Genomic DNA, 16834 nt, shown 5'->3' with positions numbered 1-16834 from the left:
GACGGAGACAAGACCTCCAAGTTGCGCGGGTCAATATTCGATATCTTTCTTATCGTCTCTTGCAGGCGAACGTCGCGCTTACTCTCAGTCATCGAAGGTCCCCTGCGAGTCGGCGCTCTTTTGCTAGACGCACTCTTCGACGGGCAGTAGTTGCATAGCTTTCAGAAAGCTCGATCCCATGCGCCCTTCGACCAGCAAGTATGGCTGCCTCCAGAGCACTTCCCGTGCCGCAGAACGGGTCAAGGACAAGGCCGGCTGGCGGCGACGACGTTTCAATTCGAGGACGTACCAGATCGACAGGGAAGGTCGCACTATGGCCGCCTGTACCGCGGTGAGGGTTCACGCGGATTACATCGTTTGCGCCCGGCTCGGCTGCGCTCAGATCGTAGTAGTATTTCGCTCTTCCTGTTGAAGGGCGGAGCACAAAGTGGAAGAGGTGCTCATGGGAGAGGCGCAGTCGGTCGCCCTCGGCGCGGGGTGGGACGGATGTCTTCGCCCAGATGACATCGTTTCGCAATATCCATCCCGCGTCTTGCATTGCAATGGCGAAGCGGGACGGAATCAGTAGAAGCTGTTTATCAACGAACGCGCCGCCCGACGGCGTTCTGCGTCGTGTGCGCCCGCCCGCACCAAGCCCCTGCCTGCCGTCAGAGCGAATACTTGACCACCGGGCGAAGTAGGTGTCGCCTAAGTTTACCCATACGCTTCCAGTTTTTTTGATGGCTGGCTTGAGACGTTCGAAGATTTCTACTAGGTGCCCAACGAACCACTGTGGGTAGGGCTCTAACCCGAGAACGCCGCCGTTTGCTCGGTACCAGTCGTATCCGGGTGCGTGATTGGCGAGGCCGGCCTTTGGAATGTTGGGGTGCGCCGATGCCCATTTGTCGAGCACCTGCTCGTCGTGCTCGTGACCATATGAGCGGAGGCCCCAGTAGGGAGGGCTTGTTACTACGCAGTCGACCGTCGACGGTGCCAAGCGAGCTACGCGGTCGTACGCGTCTCCGACTGACACAGCAGGGAGAGGTTGAGATGTCTGGTATTCATCGTCTGGCGTCGTGGTTTCGTGCGACTCACCCAGTGGCTCGTCCAGGTGCATGTGGCCTCCATCGACTGCAGTGCGTACCCATGAGACTACCGAGTGACGGGCAAGCGTTGAGTGCGGGGTGCCGACGGTCGGCGCCAGGCCGCGCGCGTACCGTCCACGGCGATTCGGCTCCTGAGTACGGAGGCTTGGAAGGTAAAGCGTGGTGCGAACCCGCGCCCGAGCCTAGCGGCGCACAGACCGGGTATGGAAGCGAAGAGGCCGACGGAACTTCTGGTGCTCCGCAGTGAGCGCCAGTGGATGGCTTGGAAAGCATTAGCTTCCTGGGACTCGCGGTCGCCTCACGGGGGAAGCCCGAGCGCTCGTCGGATCTCGGGCGCACGTTTGTCTCGGCAAGGCGTCTCGTGGCGGGACGTCTCGCTTTGGGTTCGCGAGGGGGTCTTTGAGGCGGAGCCGCACCACAGTTGCTTGGCCTCGGGCGCACGTCCGATAGATCGTTGCGCTCGGCTGCACCTCGACGCGCCCGTCGCTGCTGGGATCCCGCAGCTGCAAGCTCTGCGTCGTGGCGCCCGGGGAGCAAGGCCGTAGTCGAGCGCTCTGGGGTGAGGATGCGCCTCGAGTGAGCCGAGGGGCAAGTTGGTGCCTTCGCGTGTTGCATCAGCCGATTCAGCCGGATCGTGATTGCTCTACTCACACCGCCACCCTGCTGACGGAGCGCGGGTCATCCGATTGTCGTTCGAGGTGCGTCGGGAGCGTCAGTGTGCCCTTGCGCGAGGGAGGGAGCCCGTCGCGGCGCGCGCCGTCACCCTTCTACTTCCGCCGGTTCAGCACCTTCGTCCCCACCCCCGCGATCGCAGCTCCCACGATCGGCGCGACCAGGAACACCCACACCTGCCCCAGCGCATCCGGCCCCGCGAACACCGCGGCGGCGATGGACCGCGCCGGGTTCACCGACGTGTTGCTCACCGGGATGCTGATCAGGTGCACGAGGGTCAGCGTGAAGCCGATGGCGAGCGGCGCGACGGCCTTGTACTCACTCTTGGCGGTGACGGAGAGGATGACGGCGACGAAGACGGCGGTCAGGACGATCTCGGTCAGCAGGACCGCGCCGAGGCCGAAGCCGCCGGGGGAGGCGGCGCCGTATCCGTTGGAGGCGAAGCCGGAGTCGCGGGCGGCGGCGAGGTAGCCGGCGGGGCCGTCGGCGGCGACGAGGAAGACCACTGCGGCTCCGACGAGTCCGCCGAGGATCTGGCTGACGATGTAGCCGGGGATGTGCTTCCACTCGGTGCGGCCGGCGATGGCGAGGCCGATGCTGACGGCGGGGTTGAAGTGGCCGCCGGAGATGTGGCCGACGGCGTAGATGCCGGCCATCACGGTGAGGCCGAAGGCGAAGGCGAGGGCGACGCCGAGGAAGCCGACTCCGAGCGCGTTGCCGGAGTCGGGGAAGGCGGAGGCGAAGACCGCGGTGCCGACGCCGCCGGCGACCAGGAGGAAGGTGCCGAACGCTTCCGACGCGTAGCGCGCTCCGGCCGAGTACTGCTCGGCGTGCTCAGTGCGCTGCTCGCTCGTGGTGCGGCTGGCGGAGTGGGGGCGGGCCATGGTCGTTCTCTCTCTCGGGACGGGGGAGTGCTTGCGGGGTCACCGGGCACCGGGACACTCCAGCACCCGGCAGCCGAGCCGGAGCCGGGACGCGGAGGGCTCTCAGACTCCGTCGCTCGACGGTTCCGTGAGCGGCCGGGAGCCACTCGCTCGGAGGCCATCCCGGGCGCCCACACACAGGTGTCCGTCACGGTAGCGACCGGCCGACACGTGCACGTCGCAGCACCGGGGACAGGCGGGAATCACGCCCCAGGTGGCACGCGCACGCCCTCACCCACCTCCCTCTTCTCCTCCGCCCGCCTCCCTGCTACGGTTTTCTGAACCGGTTTACAAAACCGGTTCAGACGTGGCGACGAGCGAAGGAGCTCCTATGGCGGGCAGACCGACGATCCTCGACGTCGCGCGTGAGGCCGGTGTGAGCAAGGCGCTCGTCTCGTTCGCGCTCAACGACCGGCCGGGCGTCTCGCCCGACTCCCGCGAGCGGATCCTCCGCGTCGCAGCCGAGCTCGGCTACCGGCCCAGCCTCACGGCCCGCTCCCTCTCCACCAGCGTCTCCTTCGCGGTAGGCCTCGTGGTGGCGCGCGACCCGGCGGTCATCGCGGCCGACCCGTTCTTCCCCTCCTTCATCTCGGGGGTCGAGCGGGTGCTCGCCGAGCGCGGCCGGGTGCTGGTGCTCAGCGTCGTCGACCCGGGCGCCTCCGAGGAGGCCGTCTACCGCACGCTCGCGGCCGACCGCCGCGTCGACGGCGTGTTCCTCACCGACCTCCGGCAGGACGACTCCCGGCCGGCGCTGCTCGCCGAGCTGCAGATCCCGGCCGTCACGCTCGGGCGCCTCGAGGGCTCCTCCTCACCCGCCGTCGTGATGGACGACTCGGCCGGTATCGCCGACGCCGTCCGGCACCTGGCGGAGCTCGGCCACCGCCGCATCGCCCACGTCGCGGGGCCGGACCACCTGCTCCACTCCTCCCGCCGCCGCGAAGCCTTCACGCGGGCCTGCACCGACGCGGGGCTCGAGCCCACCGCGCTCGTCGCCACCGACTTCAGCGCGGAGCAGGGTGCGGCGGCCACGGAGCGGCTCCTCGACAGCCCGACCCCGCCCACCGCGATCGTCTTCGGCAACGACCCCATGGCCATCGCCGGCCTCGGGGTCGCTCACGCCCGCGGGCTCCGGCTCCCCGACGACCTCTCGATCACGGGCTTCGACGACTCCGAGATCGCCGCCCACGTCTACCCGTCGCTGACCTCGGCCCGCACGCGCCCCGCGCGCTGGGGCGAGGAGGCCGCCCGCACGCTGCTCGACCTCATCGAGTCCGGCAGCGCCCCCGACGTCGACCTCGAGCCCGCCGGGCTCGTGGTGCGCCACTCGACCGCTCCTCCGCGGCCGTCGACCCACTGAAGACGCGTGCGCACCGTCGCGCACGCCGGACAAGGAGAACACCATGGCCCCCTCGACGACGAGACGCTGGCTGACCGGGATCGCCACCGCCTCCCTCGCGACCCTCGCCCTCACCGCCTGCAGCGGCGGCGGCGGAGCGTCGACCGACCTCACCGCCACCGGCCCGATCACCATCTGGTACTCGAACAACGAGCAGGAGGTCCAGTGGGGCAAGGCGATGGTCGACGCGTGGAACGCGGACCACCCGGACGAGGAGATCACCGGGCAGGAGATCCCCGCAGGCAAGAGCAGCGAGGAGGTCATCGGAGCCGCGATCACGGCCGGCAACGCGCCGTGCCTCGTCTTCAACACGGCCCCGAGCGCGGTCGGCCAGTTCGAGCGCCAGGGCGGACTCGTCGACCTCTCGAAATTCGACGGCGGCGCCGACTACATCGAGACCCGCAGCGGCGACCTCGCCGAGCAGTACCAGAACGCCGACGGCGAGTACTTCCAGATGCCGTGGAAGAGCAACCCGGTCGTCATCTTCTACAACAAGGACCTCTTCGCGAAGGCGGGCCTCGACCCCGAGAACCCGTCGCTGTCGACCTACGACGACTTCCTCGCCACGTCGAAGACGCTGGTCGAGTCGGGAGCCGCGCCCGCCGCGATCCAGCCCGCGCCCACCAGCGAGTTCTTCCAGACCCAGTTCGACTTCATGCCGCTCTACGCCGCGGCCACCGGAGGGACGAGCCTCGTCGAGGACGGCAAGGCCACCTTCGCCGACGACGAGGGCTACGAGGTCGCCGACTTCTGGAAGAGCCTCTACGACCAGGGCCTCGCCGGCCGCGAGCAGTACCAGGGCGACGCCTTCGCCGACGGCCAGGCCGCGATGTCGATCGTCGGCCCCTGGGCGGTCTCGGTCTACGACGACCTGAACTGGGGCTCCGTCTCGGTGCCGACCCCCGACGGCACGCCCGCCGAGGACACCTGGACCTTCAGCGACGCGAAGAACGTCGGCCTCTACTCCGCCTGCGCCAACAAGGGCACGGCCTGGGAGGTGCTGAAGTTCGCGACCAGCGAGGAGCAGGACCGCTCGCTGCTCGAGACCACCGGCCAGATGCCGCTGCGCACCGACCTGCAGACCACCTACGCCGACTACTTCGAGGCGAACCCCGCCTACCAGCGCTTCGGCGACCAGGCGAGCCGCACCATCGAGGTGCCGTCGGGGCCGAACACGGTGCAGATGCTGCAGGCGATCCGCGACGCGTGGGGCAAGACGGTCATCTTCGGCGAGGGCGACGTGAAGACGGCGCTCGACGGAGCGGCCGAGACCGTCACCGGGCTCGCCGGCCAGCAGTGACCCGGCCGTGACCACCCTCACCCGCCGGCCCGCGCCGGCCTTGGCACCGGGGAAGCGGAGCCTCCTGCACCGCGTCCTCGGGCCCCAGCCCCTCGGGCTGCTGTTCGGCAGCCCCTACCTCCTCTTCGTGCTCGCGGTCTTCGCGTTCCCGGTCGTCTACTCGGTCTGGATCGCGTTCCACGACTTCTTCTTCGCAGCTCCCGGCGTACAGGTGGAGCGGCCGTTCGTCGGCCTCGACAACTTCGTCACGGCGTTCTCGAGCCCGCAGGTCATCCGCTCGTTCGGCAACATCGGGATCTTCCTGGTGATCAACGTGCCGCTTACGGTGGTGCTCTCGCTGCTTCTCGCCGCGGCGCTCGACAAGGTCGTGCACCTGCGGACGTTCCTCCGCGTCAGCTTCTACGTGCCCTACGTCACGGCGAGCGTCGCGGTCGTCGGTGTGTGGCTGTTCCTCTTCAACGGGAACGGACTGGTCAACAGCCTCCTCGGGCCGCTCGCGCCGAACCCGTCGTGGCTGATCAACGAGCAGCTCGCGATGCCGATCATCGCTCTCTACGTCACCTGGAAGCAGCTCGGGTTCTACATCCTGCTGTACCTGGCGGCGCTCCAGAACGTGCCGAAGGAGCTCTACGAGTCGGCCTCGACCGACGGCGCCGGACGCATCCGCCAGTTCTGGTCGGTGACCGTGCCGAGCGTGCGGCCCGCGACCCTCCTGGTGCTGCTGGTGTCGACCGTCACGGGAGCGAACCTCTTCACCGAGCCCTACCTCCTCACCGGCGGAGGCGGCCCCAACGGCGCGTCCGCCTCGCCCGTGCTGCTGATGTACCAGCTCGGGATCCAGCAGGGGCAGCCCGACGTGGCCTCGGCCATCGGCGTGGTCCTGGTGCTGCTGGTGCTGGTCATCGCCTATCTGCAGAACCGCTTCGCGGGGGAGAGGAACTCATGAGCACCCTGTCCAGTGCCGGAGGCGCCGCCTCGGCCGTGCCCGCCGCCGTCGCCCCCGAGAAGTCGCCGCGGAGGCGCCCCGTCGGCTCCAGCCGCGGAGCCGTGATCCTCCGCGGAGTCGTGCTCGCGATCGGCGCGGTCGTCTTCCTCTTCCCCTTCTACTACATGATCGTCGGCTCCCTGCAGACGGATCCGGACCCCACGTTGGCGGGAGCGATCCCGGAGCCGGGCAACCTCACGCTCGACAACTACGTCAACGTGAACGAGCGGATCAGCCTCCTCACCGGCCTGGTCAACTCCGGGATCTTCACCGGCGGCGTGCTGCTGTGCACGGTGTTCTTCGGCGTCCTCGCCGGATACGCGCTCGCGATGCTGCAGTGGCGGGGGCGCAACGCGGTGTTCGCGCTCGCCCTGCTGGTGCAGGTCATCCCGTTCCAGCTGCTGCAGATCCCGCTCTACGTGCTGATCGCGCGCGACTACGGGCTCGCGGACAGCCACCTCGGGATGATCCTGCCGTTCGCCATCAACTCGACGGCGGTGATCATCTTCCGGCAGTACTTCCTGCAGCTCCCCAAGGAGCTGTTCGAGGCGGCCCGGATCGACGGCGCCGGCGAGCTGAAGCTGCTGTGGACCATCGCGCTCCCGCTGGTGCGGCCCGCGCTGGTGACCGCCGTGCTGCTGACCTTCATCGGCCCCTGGAACGAGTTCCTCTGGCCGTTCCTCATCACCAAGGACGCGTCGCTGCAGCCGCTCGCCGTGTCCCTGGCCAACTACATCTCGAACGTGGCGTCGTCGACCGACAACCCGTTCGGAGCGATCCTCGCGGGAGCCGTCGTGCTCGCCGCGCCCGTCGTGGTGCTGTTCATCGTGTTCCAGCGCTACTTCGTCTCGACCGATCTCGGATCCGGAGTGAAAGGCTGACCATGTCTCCCACCCTCACCACTGTCCCCTACCGTCTCGAGCGCGTCGGCGTCGTGATGGAGCCCGCCCCGGGCGACGAGCTCGAAGCCGAAGGGGTGCTCAACCCCGGCAGCGGCCGCGGACCCGACGGCGAGCTCTACCTCCTGCCCCGGATGGTCGCCGCCGGCAACGTCTCGCGCGTGGGCCTGGCCCGCGTGGTCGTCGAGGGCGGCGTGCCCGTCGGAGTCGAGCGCGCGGGCGTCGTGCTCGCACCCGACCGCGGCTTCGAGCGCGGCGCGCACAACGCCGGCGTCGAGGATCCGCGGATCACCTTCATCGAGGCGCTCGGCCTGCACGTGATGACCTACGTCGCCTACGGGCCGCTCGGGCCCCGGACGGCGCTCGCCGTGTCCGAGGACCTCCGCGACTGGCGGCGCCTGGGCCCGGTGACCTTCGCCTACGACGACGCGCTCGACATCGACCTGGGCCTGTTCCACAACAAGGACTGCGTGTTCTTCCCCGAGATCGTCGCCGCTCCGGACGGCACCCGCTCGTTCGCGGTGCTGCACCGGCCGATGTGGGACCTCGGCGAGACGCGGCCGGGCGAGGGCGTGCGCCTCCCGGCCGGGATCGAGGACCCGCGGCAGAGCATCTGGATCAGCTACGTGCCGGTGGACGAGGTCGACCGCGACCTGGCGAGCCTCACGCGCTGGACCCGGCACCGGTTCCTCGCGGGCCCGGAGTTCCCGTTCGAGGAACTGAAGGTCGGCGGCGGCCCCGCGCCGCTGCGCGTGCCCGAGGGGTGGCTGCTCATCCACCACGGGGTGACCGGAGTGATCGACAGCGCCTTCGCGCAGCAGCAGCACGTGAACTACTCGGCCGGAGCGATCCTCCTCGACGGCGATGACCCGTCGCGGGTGATCGCGCGCACCGCCGAGCCGCTGCTCGAGGCCGAGACGGAGGAGGAGCGCAGCGGGATCGTCCCGAACGTCGTCTTCCCGACGGCGATCGAGGAGATCGACGGACAGCACTACGTCTTCTACGGCATGGCCGACTCGAAGATCGGCGCTGCCCGCCTCGTCCGCACGGACGGCTGACGTCGCTGATCGAGTCCGTCGGCGCCTCCCGCTGATCGACTAGCCGCGCATCGCGTATCGAGATCCGCCCCCCACATCCCCCACCCAAGGAGAGTTCGATGACGAACACGCTCACCAGATCGGCGGCCGTCCTGGCCGCCGCCGGCCTCACCGTCGGGGGCCTCGCCCTCGGCGCGACCCCCGCACAGGCGGCCGAGCCGCTGACGAACACGGCGCACCTCGACTTCCTCCTCGACACCGCAACTCCGGTGCCCGAGCCCGGCCACACCACCTACCGGCTCGACGAGGAGCCGACCCTGGTGATGCCGTGGACCTACGCCGACGCCCGCGACGGCGGCGCCTTCGAGCGCGTGGGCGGTGGCCGCCTCGATCCGGCGACCGGCGACTACGAGCAGGGCGCGTTCAACACCGACGACATCTCGCGCGCCGCGGTCGTCTACCTCCGCCACTGGCAGCAGACCGGATCGACCGAGAGTCGCGAGAAGGCCTTCGAGACGCTCCGCGCCCTCGCCTACTTCCAGACCACCGAGGGCGACGACGCCGGGAACGTGGTGCTCTGGATGCAGACCGACGGGGAGCTGAACGCGAGCGCCGAGCCGGTCGAGCTGCCGGATCCGAGCGACTCCGAGGACAGCTACTGGCTCGCCCGCACCCTCTGGGCCCTCGGCGAGGGCTACGCGGCGTTCCGCGACACGGATCCGGAGTTCGCCGCCTTCCTGCAGGAGCGGCTGCGCCTCGGCGTCGCGGCGGTCGACCGCGAGGTGCTCACCCGCTACGGCGAGTACGCGCAGGCCGACGGCGTGCAGGTGCCGGCCTGGCTGATCGTCGACGGGGCGGACGCCACCTCGGAGGCGCTGCTCGGCCTCTCGGCCTACCTCGAGGCCGCCCCCGACGACTCCGCGGTGCGCACGAGCACGGCCCAGCTCGCCGAGGGCGTCGCCGCCTACGCCCGCACCACGACGACGGAGGCGGACACCACCGCCTGGCCGTACGGCGCGATCCTGCCGTGGACGAAGTCGCGCACGCTCTGGCACTCCTGGTCGTCGCAGATGGCCGGCGGCCTGGCCGCGTCGTCCGCGGCGCTCGATGACTCCTCCCTCCTCGAGCCCGCGATCGTCGACGGCGCCCGCTTCGCTCCGGAGCTGCTCACCGCCGGCGGCCCCGACAACGGCTGGAACCCCACTCCGACCGACCGCGTGCAGATTGCCTACGGAGCCGACTCCCGCCTGCAGAACTCGCTCGCCCTGGCCGACGCCACCGGCTCCAGCGCCTTCACCGACCTCGCGGCCGTGCAGGGCGCCTGGTTCTTCGGCCTGAACCGCAGCCTCGGCCCGGTCTACGACCCGGCCACCGGAGTCGTCTTCGACGGCGTCCAGGCCGACGGGTCCGTCAACCGCAACAGCGGCGCCGAGAGCACGATCCACGGCCTGCTGGCGATGCTGGCGCTCGACGCGCATCCGGACGTCGCCGACCGCGCCCGCACCGTCGCCACCGAGCGCTCGCGCGACGGGCTGACGCTGGTCGAGGCCGAGAGCGCGCGCGGCGGCACCGTCGTCACGCCCGAGTCGTCCTGGACCGGGGAGGCCGGCTGGAGCGGCTCGTACCTCTCGCTGACCGACCCGCGCCGCGCGGTGTCGATCCCGATCGGCCCGTCCACGCAGGACCGCGTGGTGGAGGCGGTCATCGACCAGCCGCAGCGCGGTACGGAGCGCACGCCGCTGAGCGTCTGGACGTCGGGCTCGCGCCCGCTCGACCTGCTCCGCTCGACCGTCGGGTCGCAGGGGGTCACCGAGGCGTCGGGCGCGCTGCTCCCGGAGAAGCTCCGCCGCACCGTGCCGACCGGATCGACGAGTGTCCAGGTCCGCCCGCTGAGTGGGCAGACGCGCCTCGACGCGCTGCTGGTGCGCCCGCTGGTGACGCGCCTCGTGGTCGGAGGAGAGGGCGGCCGCACCGAGCTGATCCGCAACTCCACCGACGGAGTGCGCACCACGGCGATCGGCGTCTCGGGCGGCTCCGGCACCCTGCGCGTCTACTCGCAAGACGGCGCGCTCGTGAGCGAGACGTCGCCGTCCGGTGCCGTCTCCGTGCAGCTGCCCGCGCAGGGCTTCGCGGTGCTGGTGGGCTGAGGGCGGCCCTGCTGGTCGAGTAGCCGCTGCTCGATCGGCAGGGGGCGGTGAGTCCACGGAAGTCGCGGTACTCGCGTTCGAGTACCGCGACTTCTGCGTTCTCGCGGGGGCGAGGGCGGCGGGGAGGCGCGCGGCTGGGCGGGGACCAACAAGTGGATGAGAGCGCTCTCTCGAAAACGCTTGACCTCTCCGCGGGGGCGTGCGTAAGCTCGCCGCACACCTCGTGAGAGCGCTCTCACATACGCGGAACAGCACGCGTGAGAGCGCTCGCAGGGGTGCCCCACCACCATCACGAAGGAGTGACCGTGCCCTATTCACGACGCACCAGGATCGCCGCGGCGATCGCCGGCGCCTCGGCCCTCGCCCTGATCGTCACCGGATGCTCGTCGGGATCCGACGCCTCCGAGGGCGGCGAGATCGAGCTGACCGTCACCACGTTCAACGCCATGGGCTTCGACGAGCTCTACGGCGAGTACGAGGACGCCAACCCGGGGATCACCATCGTTCCGAACAACATCGACACCGGCGGCAACGCGCGGACCGACGCGTTCACCAAGCTCGCCGCCGGCTCCGGACTCGCCGACGTCGTCGCCATCGAGGAGGGCTGGCTCGGCTCCGTCATGGAGGTCTCGGACCAGTTCGTCGACCTGCGCGACCACGGCATCGAGGACCGCAAGGCCGACTGGGTCGACTGGAAGTACGAGCAGGCGACCGACCCCGAGGGACGCGTCATCGGCTACGGCACCGACATCGGACCCGAGGGCCTCTGCTACAACACCGCTGCCTTCGAGGCAGCGGGCATGCCCACCGACCGCGCCGCCGTCGCCGAGATGCTCGGCGGACCGGACGCGACCTGGGACGACTACTTCGCCGCCGGCCAGAAGTACCACGACGCCACCGGCAAGGCCTGGTTCGACCACTCCGGATTCGTCTGGAACGCCATGGTCAACCAGCTGCCCGAGGGGTACTACACCTCCGACGGCGAGCTGAACGTCGAGGGCAACCCGGAGCTCGAGGAGCGCTGGGGTCAGCTGACCGACGCCACTGCCTCCGGCCTCTCGGCCGCGCAGAAGGCGTGGGACTGGAACAAGGGCAAGTCGTTCACCGACCAGACCTTCGCCACCTTCGTCTGCCCGGGCTGGATGTTCGGCACGCTGAAGAGCAACGTCGAGGCCGGCGGCGGCAACGCCGAGGCCACCGGCTGGGACTTCGCCGACGTCTTCCCCGGCGGCCCCGCCAACTGGGGCGGCTCGTTCCTCTCCGTCCCGACCCAGTCGAAGCACCCCGCTGAGGCCGCCGCGCTGGCGTCGTGGCTCAGTGAGCCGGAGCAGCAGCTGAAGGCGTTCGAGGCGGCCGGACCGTTCCCGAGCACCCTCGACGCGCAGAAGGAGCTCGCCTCCGCGGCCGCTCCCGACCCCGGCATGAACGACTCCCCGACCGGCGCGATCCTCGCGCAGCGCGCCGAGGGCGTCGTCGCCCAGTACAAGGGCCCGGACGACTCGCTGATCCAGGAGAACGTCTTCGGACCGGTCCTGCAGAAGGTCGACCGCGGCGAGATCGACGGCAAGGAGGGCTGGAACGAGGCGCTCCAGCTCCTCGGTGAGCTCGTCGACTGATCCGGTCGGGCCGACGCCCGGGGGCTGACCCCTCCGGGACGAGGCCCCACCATCACGGGAGGTCCGGCCGCCACCGGACCTCCCGGTCCCCGTGCGGCCGGGCCGCCCGCATCCCGGGCCACCTCGCCGCACGGGAGAAACGCTGCCGCCCGCCGGCCGAGGCCTCTCCGGCCCCGCTGCCCGCGACTCCTCCCGGCCGGCCCCGCCGCACGAGAGACTCCGGCCCCGCCGCATCCCCTCCGACTCCGACTCGACCTCGAAGAGAGCGCCATGACGAGCACACTCACCCCGCCGACCACGGCGACGCCCCCCGCGGGGAAGCGGCGCCCGGCGCCCCGACTCCCGCTGACCTTCCGCCAGCGCGCGAGCCGCTTCGACGTGAAGGCCTCGCCCTACCTCTACATCTCGCCGTTCTTCCTGCTCTTCGCGCTCACCGGCGCGTTCCCGCTGGTCTACACGCTCGTCGTGTCGCTCTACGACTGGCAGCTGCTGCAGGGCCAGGGCGACTTCGTCGGGTTCGCGAACTTCGCGGCCGTGCTCGGCGACCGCTTCTTCTGGAACTCGATCGTCAACACGCTGAGCATCTTCCTGCTCTCCACGATCCCGCAGCTCGCCGTCGCTCTGCTGCTCGCGGCCGCCCTCGACCAGGCGCTGCGGGCCAGCACCTTCTGGCGGATGAGCGTCCTGCTGCCGTACATCGTCTCGCCGGTCGCGGTCGCGCTGATCTTCTCGAGCGTCTTCAGCGACCAGGAGGGCCTGATCAACAATCTGATCGGCCTCGTGGGCATCAGCCCGATCGAGTGGACGAACGACCGCCTCGCAAGCCACGTCGCGATCGCGACGATGGTCAACTGGCGCTGGACCGGCTACAACGCCCTCATCCTCCTCGCCGCCATGCAGGCCGTGCCGCGCGAGCTGCACGAGTCGGCTGCGATCGACGGGGCGAACGCGTTCCGCCGCTTCCGCTCGATCACGATCCCCAGCATCCGGCCGACCCTGATCTTCGTGATCATCACCGCCACCATCGGCGGCCTGCAGATCTTCGCGGAGCCGCGCCTGTTCGACGTGTCGAACGCGGGCGGCATCGGCGGCTCGGACCGGCAGTTCCAGACCACCGTCCTCTACCTCTGGGAGATGGCGTTCTTCCGCCAGAACTTCGGCGAGGCGGCCGCGATCGCGTGGCTGCTGTTCCTCCTGATCGTGCTGATCGGCCTGCTGAACTTCGCGATCTCGCGGCGGATCGCCTCCGTCGAGAACCGGATCTCGCAGCGCTCGAAGCGCCGTTCCGCCCGCCCCGCGACCGCCGACGAGATCGCCGCCGCGGACCCCCTGCTCACCACCACCGGCCTCGGCCAGAACGAGAGCGAGCGATGACCGCCCCCGCCACCTCCGCCGCCTTCCCGGTGCGCCGCGTCCGCGCCTCCCGCGCCGGCCGCGTCGACCGGCCCGGCTTCCTCACCTACGGGCTGCTGAGCGCCTTCATCCTCGGCTCGACCTACCCGCTGTGGTGGTCGTTCGTCGTGGCGAGCGGCTCGAACGCGACCCGCAGCGAGACCCTGCCGCTCGTCCCGGGCGGCAACTTCCTCGCCAACGCCTCGCAGGTGCTGACGGCGATCCCGTTCTGGACGGCGCTGCTGAACAGCGTCATCGTCTCGGGGATCATCACGCTCTCGGTCGTGTCGTTCTCGACGCTCGCCGGCTACGCCTTCGCGAAGCTGCGGTTCCGCGGGCGCGACGGCCTGATGATCGGAGTCGTCGCGACCATGGCGATCCCGACGCAGCTGGGCATCATCCCGCTGTTCATCCTGATGCGGCAGCTCGGCTGGACCGGCTCGCTCGGCGCCGTGATCGTGCCGACGCTGGTCACCGCGTTCGGCGTGTTCTTCATGCGGCAGTACCTGGTCGACGTGATCCCGGACGAGCTGATCGAGGCGGCGCGCGTGGACGGAGCGAACCAGTTCCGGACGTTCCTCACCGTCGCCGTCCCGGCGGCACGACCGGCGATGGCGATCCTCGGGCTCTTCACGTTCATGATGGCGTGGACCGACTTCCTCTGGCCGCTGATCGTCCTCAGCCCCACGAACCCGACCCTGCAGACGGCGCTCGCGCAGCTGCAGTCGGGCTACTACGTCGACTACTCGATCGTGCTGGCCGGCGCCGTGCTCTCGGTGATCCCGCTGCTGGTGCTGTTCCTCCTCGCCGGACGCCAGCTCATCGCGGGCATCATGAGCGGAGCGGTGAAGGGCTGAGGCCCGGAGACTCCCGCGGGACCGGGTCGGGGGACATCGGACCGCGGGACGGGGGCCTCGGGCCCGGGGCCGTGGTGCCCCGGGTCCGGGGGTCGGGGGGTGCGGTGAGGGATCGGGCAGTGGACTGAGCGGCCGGCGGGTTCGTGGCTCGGCCGGTCGTCGTGCTCGGCTCATCCCGACCGTTGCCGCGCAGGATCCCGCCGATCACGCTCCGCCCGAGACCTCCTGGCCCGACCTCCCGCCGCCTAGGCTGGCGCGGAGGAGGCGACATGGAGCCGAAGGACCCGCGCGACGAGGACCCCTCGAGCGGGCCGGCGCAGCCGCGTCCAGGGGACGGGCCGACGCCGTCGGAGCAGGCGCTGCGCGCCATCCGCGATGTCGCGAACGGAGCGGATCCGACGAGCGAGGCGTTCCGGCTGTCGAACGACTTCACCGACCGGCAGGCCGAGCGGCTCCGGAGACTCCTCGCGCGCTTCCGCCGCGGGCGCTGACGGGCGCGAGGCTCCCGGCCTCCGCCAGTGTGCGATCGATCGCCGCGCGCCGGTCGCGCCGGTGATCGCCGAGGCAGCGCCCCCGACCGCTTCGCGCCACCCCGAACGGCCTCGATCCGCGCCCTCGCAGGCCGCGGACTCACTCCGCCGGCCCGCTCCGCCGCCCCGCATCACCCCCGAATGGCCGCGATCCGCGCCCCTTCACGCCGCGGACGCCCCGCACGAGCCCACTCCTCCGGCGCTCGGCTAGCCTCGGAGGCACCCGCGAGGAAGGCCCGCATGACCCACGACACCGCCTCGGCCGCCCCGACCCTCGAAGCCGTCGCCGCGCTGGCCGGAGTCTCCCGCGCGACGGTCAGCCGGGTCGTCAACGACTCCCCGCGCGTGAAGGACGGCGCCCGGACGGCCGTGCTCGCCGCGATCGAGCAGCTCGGCTACGTGCCCAACCGCGCCGCGCGCTCCCTCGCCAGCCGCCGCACGCAGACCGTCGCGCTCGTGGTGCCGGAGTCGGCGGCGAAGGTGTTCGCGGATCCGTTCCTCGCCTCGGTCGTGCAGGGCGCCGCGATGGCCTTCGCCGGCACCGAGTACACGCTCACCATCGTGATCGCGTCCGAGGCGGCGCCCGAGAAGACGCGGCGCTACCTGCTCGGCGGCAACGTCGACGGCGCGCTCGTCGTCTCGCACCACAGCGGCGACCACTCCTACGCGCAGCTCGGCGCCTCGCTCCCCGTGGTCTTCGGCGGGCGGCCGCTGACGGAGGAGGGCGGCAGCTACTTCGTCGACGTCGACAACACCGGAGCGGCGCGCACGGTCACCGAGCACCTCCTGGGCCTCGGCCGCACGGCCCCCGCGATGATCGCGAGCCGCCAGGACATGCCCGCCGCGATCGACCGCCTGTCGGGCTGGCGCTCGGCCGTCACCGCCGCGGGGCTCGACGACTCGCTCGTCGAGTACGGCGACTACTCGCCCGAGGACGGCGCGACCGCGATGCGCCGCCTGCTCGACTCCGGGCGGCCGATCGACGCGGTCTTCGCCTCCAACGACCAGATGGCGGCGGGCGCCCTGACGGCGCTGCGCGAGCGCGGCCTCACGGTGCCGGGCGACATCGCGCTCGCGGGCTTCGACGGCGACTACTTCGCCGAGGCGAGCGAGCCGCGCCTCACCACGGTGCGCCAGCCCTCCACGGGCCTCGGCGAGGCGATGGCGGACGTGCTGGTGCGCCTCCTGGCCGGCGAGGAGGTGCAGCGCGTGACGCTGCTGCCGACCGAGCTGCTGGTGCGCGGCTCCACGGTCGCGGGCGCGTGACCCCGCGCTGAGTGCGCTGACCCGTTCGCTGAGTCGCCCGGATCGGCTCCCCGCTGCGGTGTGTCGCGAGCCGATCCGGGCGACTCAGCGCTGGACGGGCTCGTCGGGGATCTCGAGCAGGTGGAAGGGGCCCCGGGGGAGCGGGCCTGTGCTCCACAGCGCGACGACGGCCCAGCCGAGGTCGGCGTGGGCGACGGCGCCCTCGGGCAGGGTCCGGGTGAAGAGCGCGTAGTCGATCCCGTCGAGGGGGAGGGGGCTCACGTCCCACGCGGGCCGGTCGGCGGCCAGCTCCTGAGCCCGCGCCTCCGCCGCCACCATCGCCGCTCGCGTCCGGTCCTCAGGCAGGCCGGCGGGGATCACCGAGAGGAGGAGCGAGCCGATCGCGAGCGTGGCCGTCGCGACCGGGTCGGTGACCACTCCGTGCACCGAGCCGCGCGGCCCGAGGCGGACACCGGTCAGCCGCAGCGTCCGGACCGAGTACGAGCCGCCGTCCCGCTCGGCGCGGACCGAGAGGTCGTCGACGGGCCCGTCGTCCGTCCGCCCGCTCCCGTCGACGGACCACGGATCGGAGACGGGGACCAGCGCGCGCATGCCCTCATCCGACTCCCTGCTGCGCCGCCGGTCAAGAGGCGCAGGGCCAGGACCGCCGCTGAGCTGCCCGCATCGGCTGGCAGGTCCGGCGTGTCGTGAGCAGATCCGGGCAACTCAGTGCGGAGGAGGCGCGGAAGT

Annotated in this window: 14 protein-coding genes; 11 read left to right on the top strand and 3 right to left on the bottom strand. The window is 70.9% G+C overall.

Annotated elements, in window-relative coordinates; genetic code table 11:
• Window positions 1-88: 88 nt before the first annotated feature.
• The gene (locus C5D09_RS17975; protein ID WP_104268784.1) at window positions 89-1096 is read right to left on the bottom strand and encodes a site-specific DNA-methyltransferase; all 1008 of its coding nucleotides are present in this window, start codon (window positions 1094-1096) and stop codon (window positions 89-91) included.
• A 756-nt stretch (window positions 1097-1852) separates the two neighbouring features.
• Window positions 1853-2641, bottom strand: a complete 789-nt coding sequence (gene aqpZ / locus C5D09_RS05400) for an aquaporin Z (RefSeq protein ID WP_104268783.1) — start codon at window positions 2639-2641, stop codon at window positions 1853-1855.
• A gap of 370 nt (window positions 2642-3011) precedes the next feature.
• Between aqpZ and C5D09_RS05395 the strand changes: the two genes are divergently transcribed.
• From C5D09_RS05395 to C5D09_RS05345, 11 genes are all read left to right on the top strand, one after another.
• Complete coding sequence (locus C5D09_RS05395) at window positions 3012-4037, top strand: LacI family DNA-binding transcriptional regulator (RefSeq protein ID WP_104268782.1); 1026 nt, start codon at window positions 3012-3014, stop codon at window positions 4035-4037.
• A gap of 43 nt (window positions 4038-4080) precedes the next feature.
• Window positions 4081-5376 carry an extracellular solute-binding protein gene (locus C5D09_RS05390; protein ID WP_104263404.1) on the top strand — a complete coding sequence of 432 codons (1296 nt, stop codon included), beginning with the start codon at window positions 4081-4083 and terminating at the stop codon, window positions 5374-5376.
• Window positions 5377-5383: 7 nt separating this feature from the next.
• Window positions 5384-6322 carry a carbohydrate ABC transporter permease gene (locus tag C5D09_RS05385; protein WP_104268781.1) on the top strand — a complete coding sequence of 313 codons (939 nt, stop codon included), beginning with the start codon at window positions 5384-5386 and terminating at the stop codon, window positions 6320-6322.
• Window positions 6319-7242: a carbohydrate ABC transporter permease gene (locus tag C5D09_RS05380; RefSeq protein WP_104268780.1), complete on the top strand. Its 924-nt coding sequence runs from the start codon at window positions 6319-6321 to the stop codon at window positions 7240-7242. The genes C5D09_RS05385 and C5D09_RS05380 overlap by 4 nt, the downstream gene beginning before the upstream one ends.
• Before the next feature lie 2 nt (window positions 7243-7244).
• A complete protein-coding gene (locus C5D09_RS05375) occupies window positions 7245-8318 on the top strand; it encodes a glycosidase (RefSeq protein WP_104268779.1) in 1074 nt (357 codons plus the stop codon).
• A 98-nt stretch (window positions 8319-8416) separates the two neighbouring features.
• On the top strand, window positions 8417-10444 hold the full coding sequence (locus C5D09_RS05370) for a hypothetical protein (protein WP_104268778.1): 2028 nt from the start codon (window positions 8417-8419) through the stop codon (window positions 10442-10444).
• 305 nt (window positions 10445-10749) lie between these two features.
• On the top strand, window positions 10750-12060 hold the full coding sequence (locus C5D09_RS05365; protein ID WP_104224001.1) for an ABC transporter substrate-binding protein: 1311 nt from the start codon (window positions 10750-10752) through the stop codon (window positions 12058-12060).
• 270 nt (window positions 12061-12330) lie between these two features.
• Entirely contained in the window at window positions 12331-13434 is a 1104-nt protein-coding gene (locus tag C5D09_RS05360; RefSeq protein ID WP_104247219.1) for a carbohydrate ABC transporter permease, read from the top strand.
• Window positions 13431-14309: a carbohydrate ABC transporter permease gene (locus tag C5D09_RS05355; protein WP_104223961.1), complete on the top strand. Its 879-nt coding sequence runs from the start codon at window positions 13431-13433 to the stop codon at window positions 14307-14309. The genes C5D09_RS05360 and C5D09_RS05355 overlap by 4 nt, the downstream gene beginning before the upstream one ends.
• Window positions 14310-14578: 269 nt before the next feature.
• Window positions 14579-14800, top strand: a complete 222-nt coding sequence (locus C5D09_RS05350) for a hypothetical protein (protein WP_104223962.1) — start codon at window positions 14579-14581, stop codon at window positions 14798-14800.
• A gap of 279 nt (window positions 14801-15079) precedes the next feature.
• On the top strand, window positions 15080-16105 hold the full coding sequence (locus tag C5D09_RS05345; protein WP_104223963.1) for a LacI family DNA-binding transcriptional regulator: 1026 nt from the start codon (window positions 15080-15082) through the stop codon (window positions 16103-16105).
• Window positions 16106-16189: 84 nt separating this feature from the next.
• Here the strand turns inward: C5D09_RS05345 and C5D09_RS05340 are convergent, their stop codons facing one another.
• Complete coding sequence (locus C5D09_RS05340; RefSeq protein WP_104268777.1) at window positions 16190-16696, bottom strand: hypothetical protein; 507 nt, start codon at window positions 16694-16696, stop codon at window positions 16190-16192.
• Window positions 16697-16834: the final 138 nt, after the last annotated feature.

The organism is Rathayibacter sp. AY1C9 (genome assembly GCF_002932315.1).
In the GTDB taxonomy this organism is placed as follows: Bacteria; Actinomycetota; Actinomycetes; order Actinomycetales; family Microbacteriaceae; genus Rathayibacter.
This window is presented reverse-complemented; position numbering and strand designations above follow the sequence as displayed.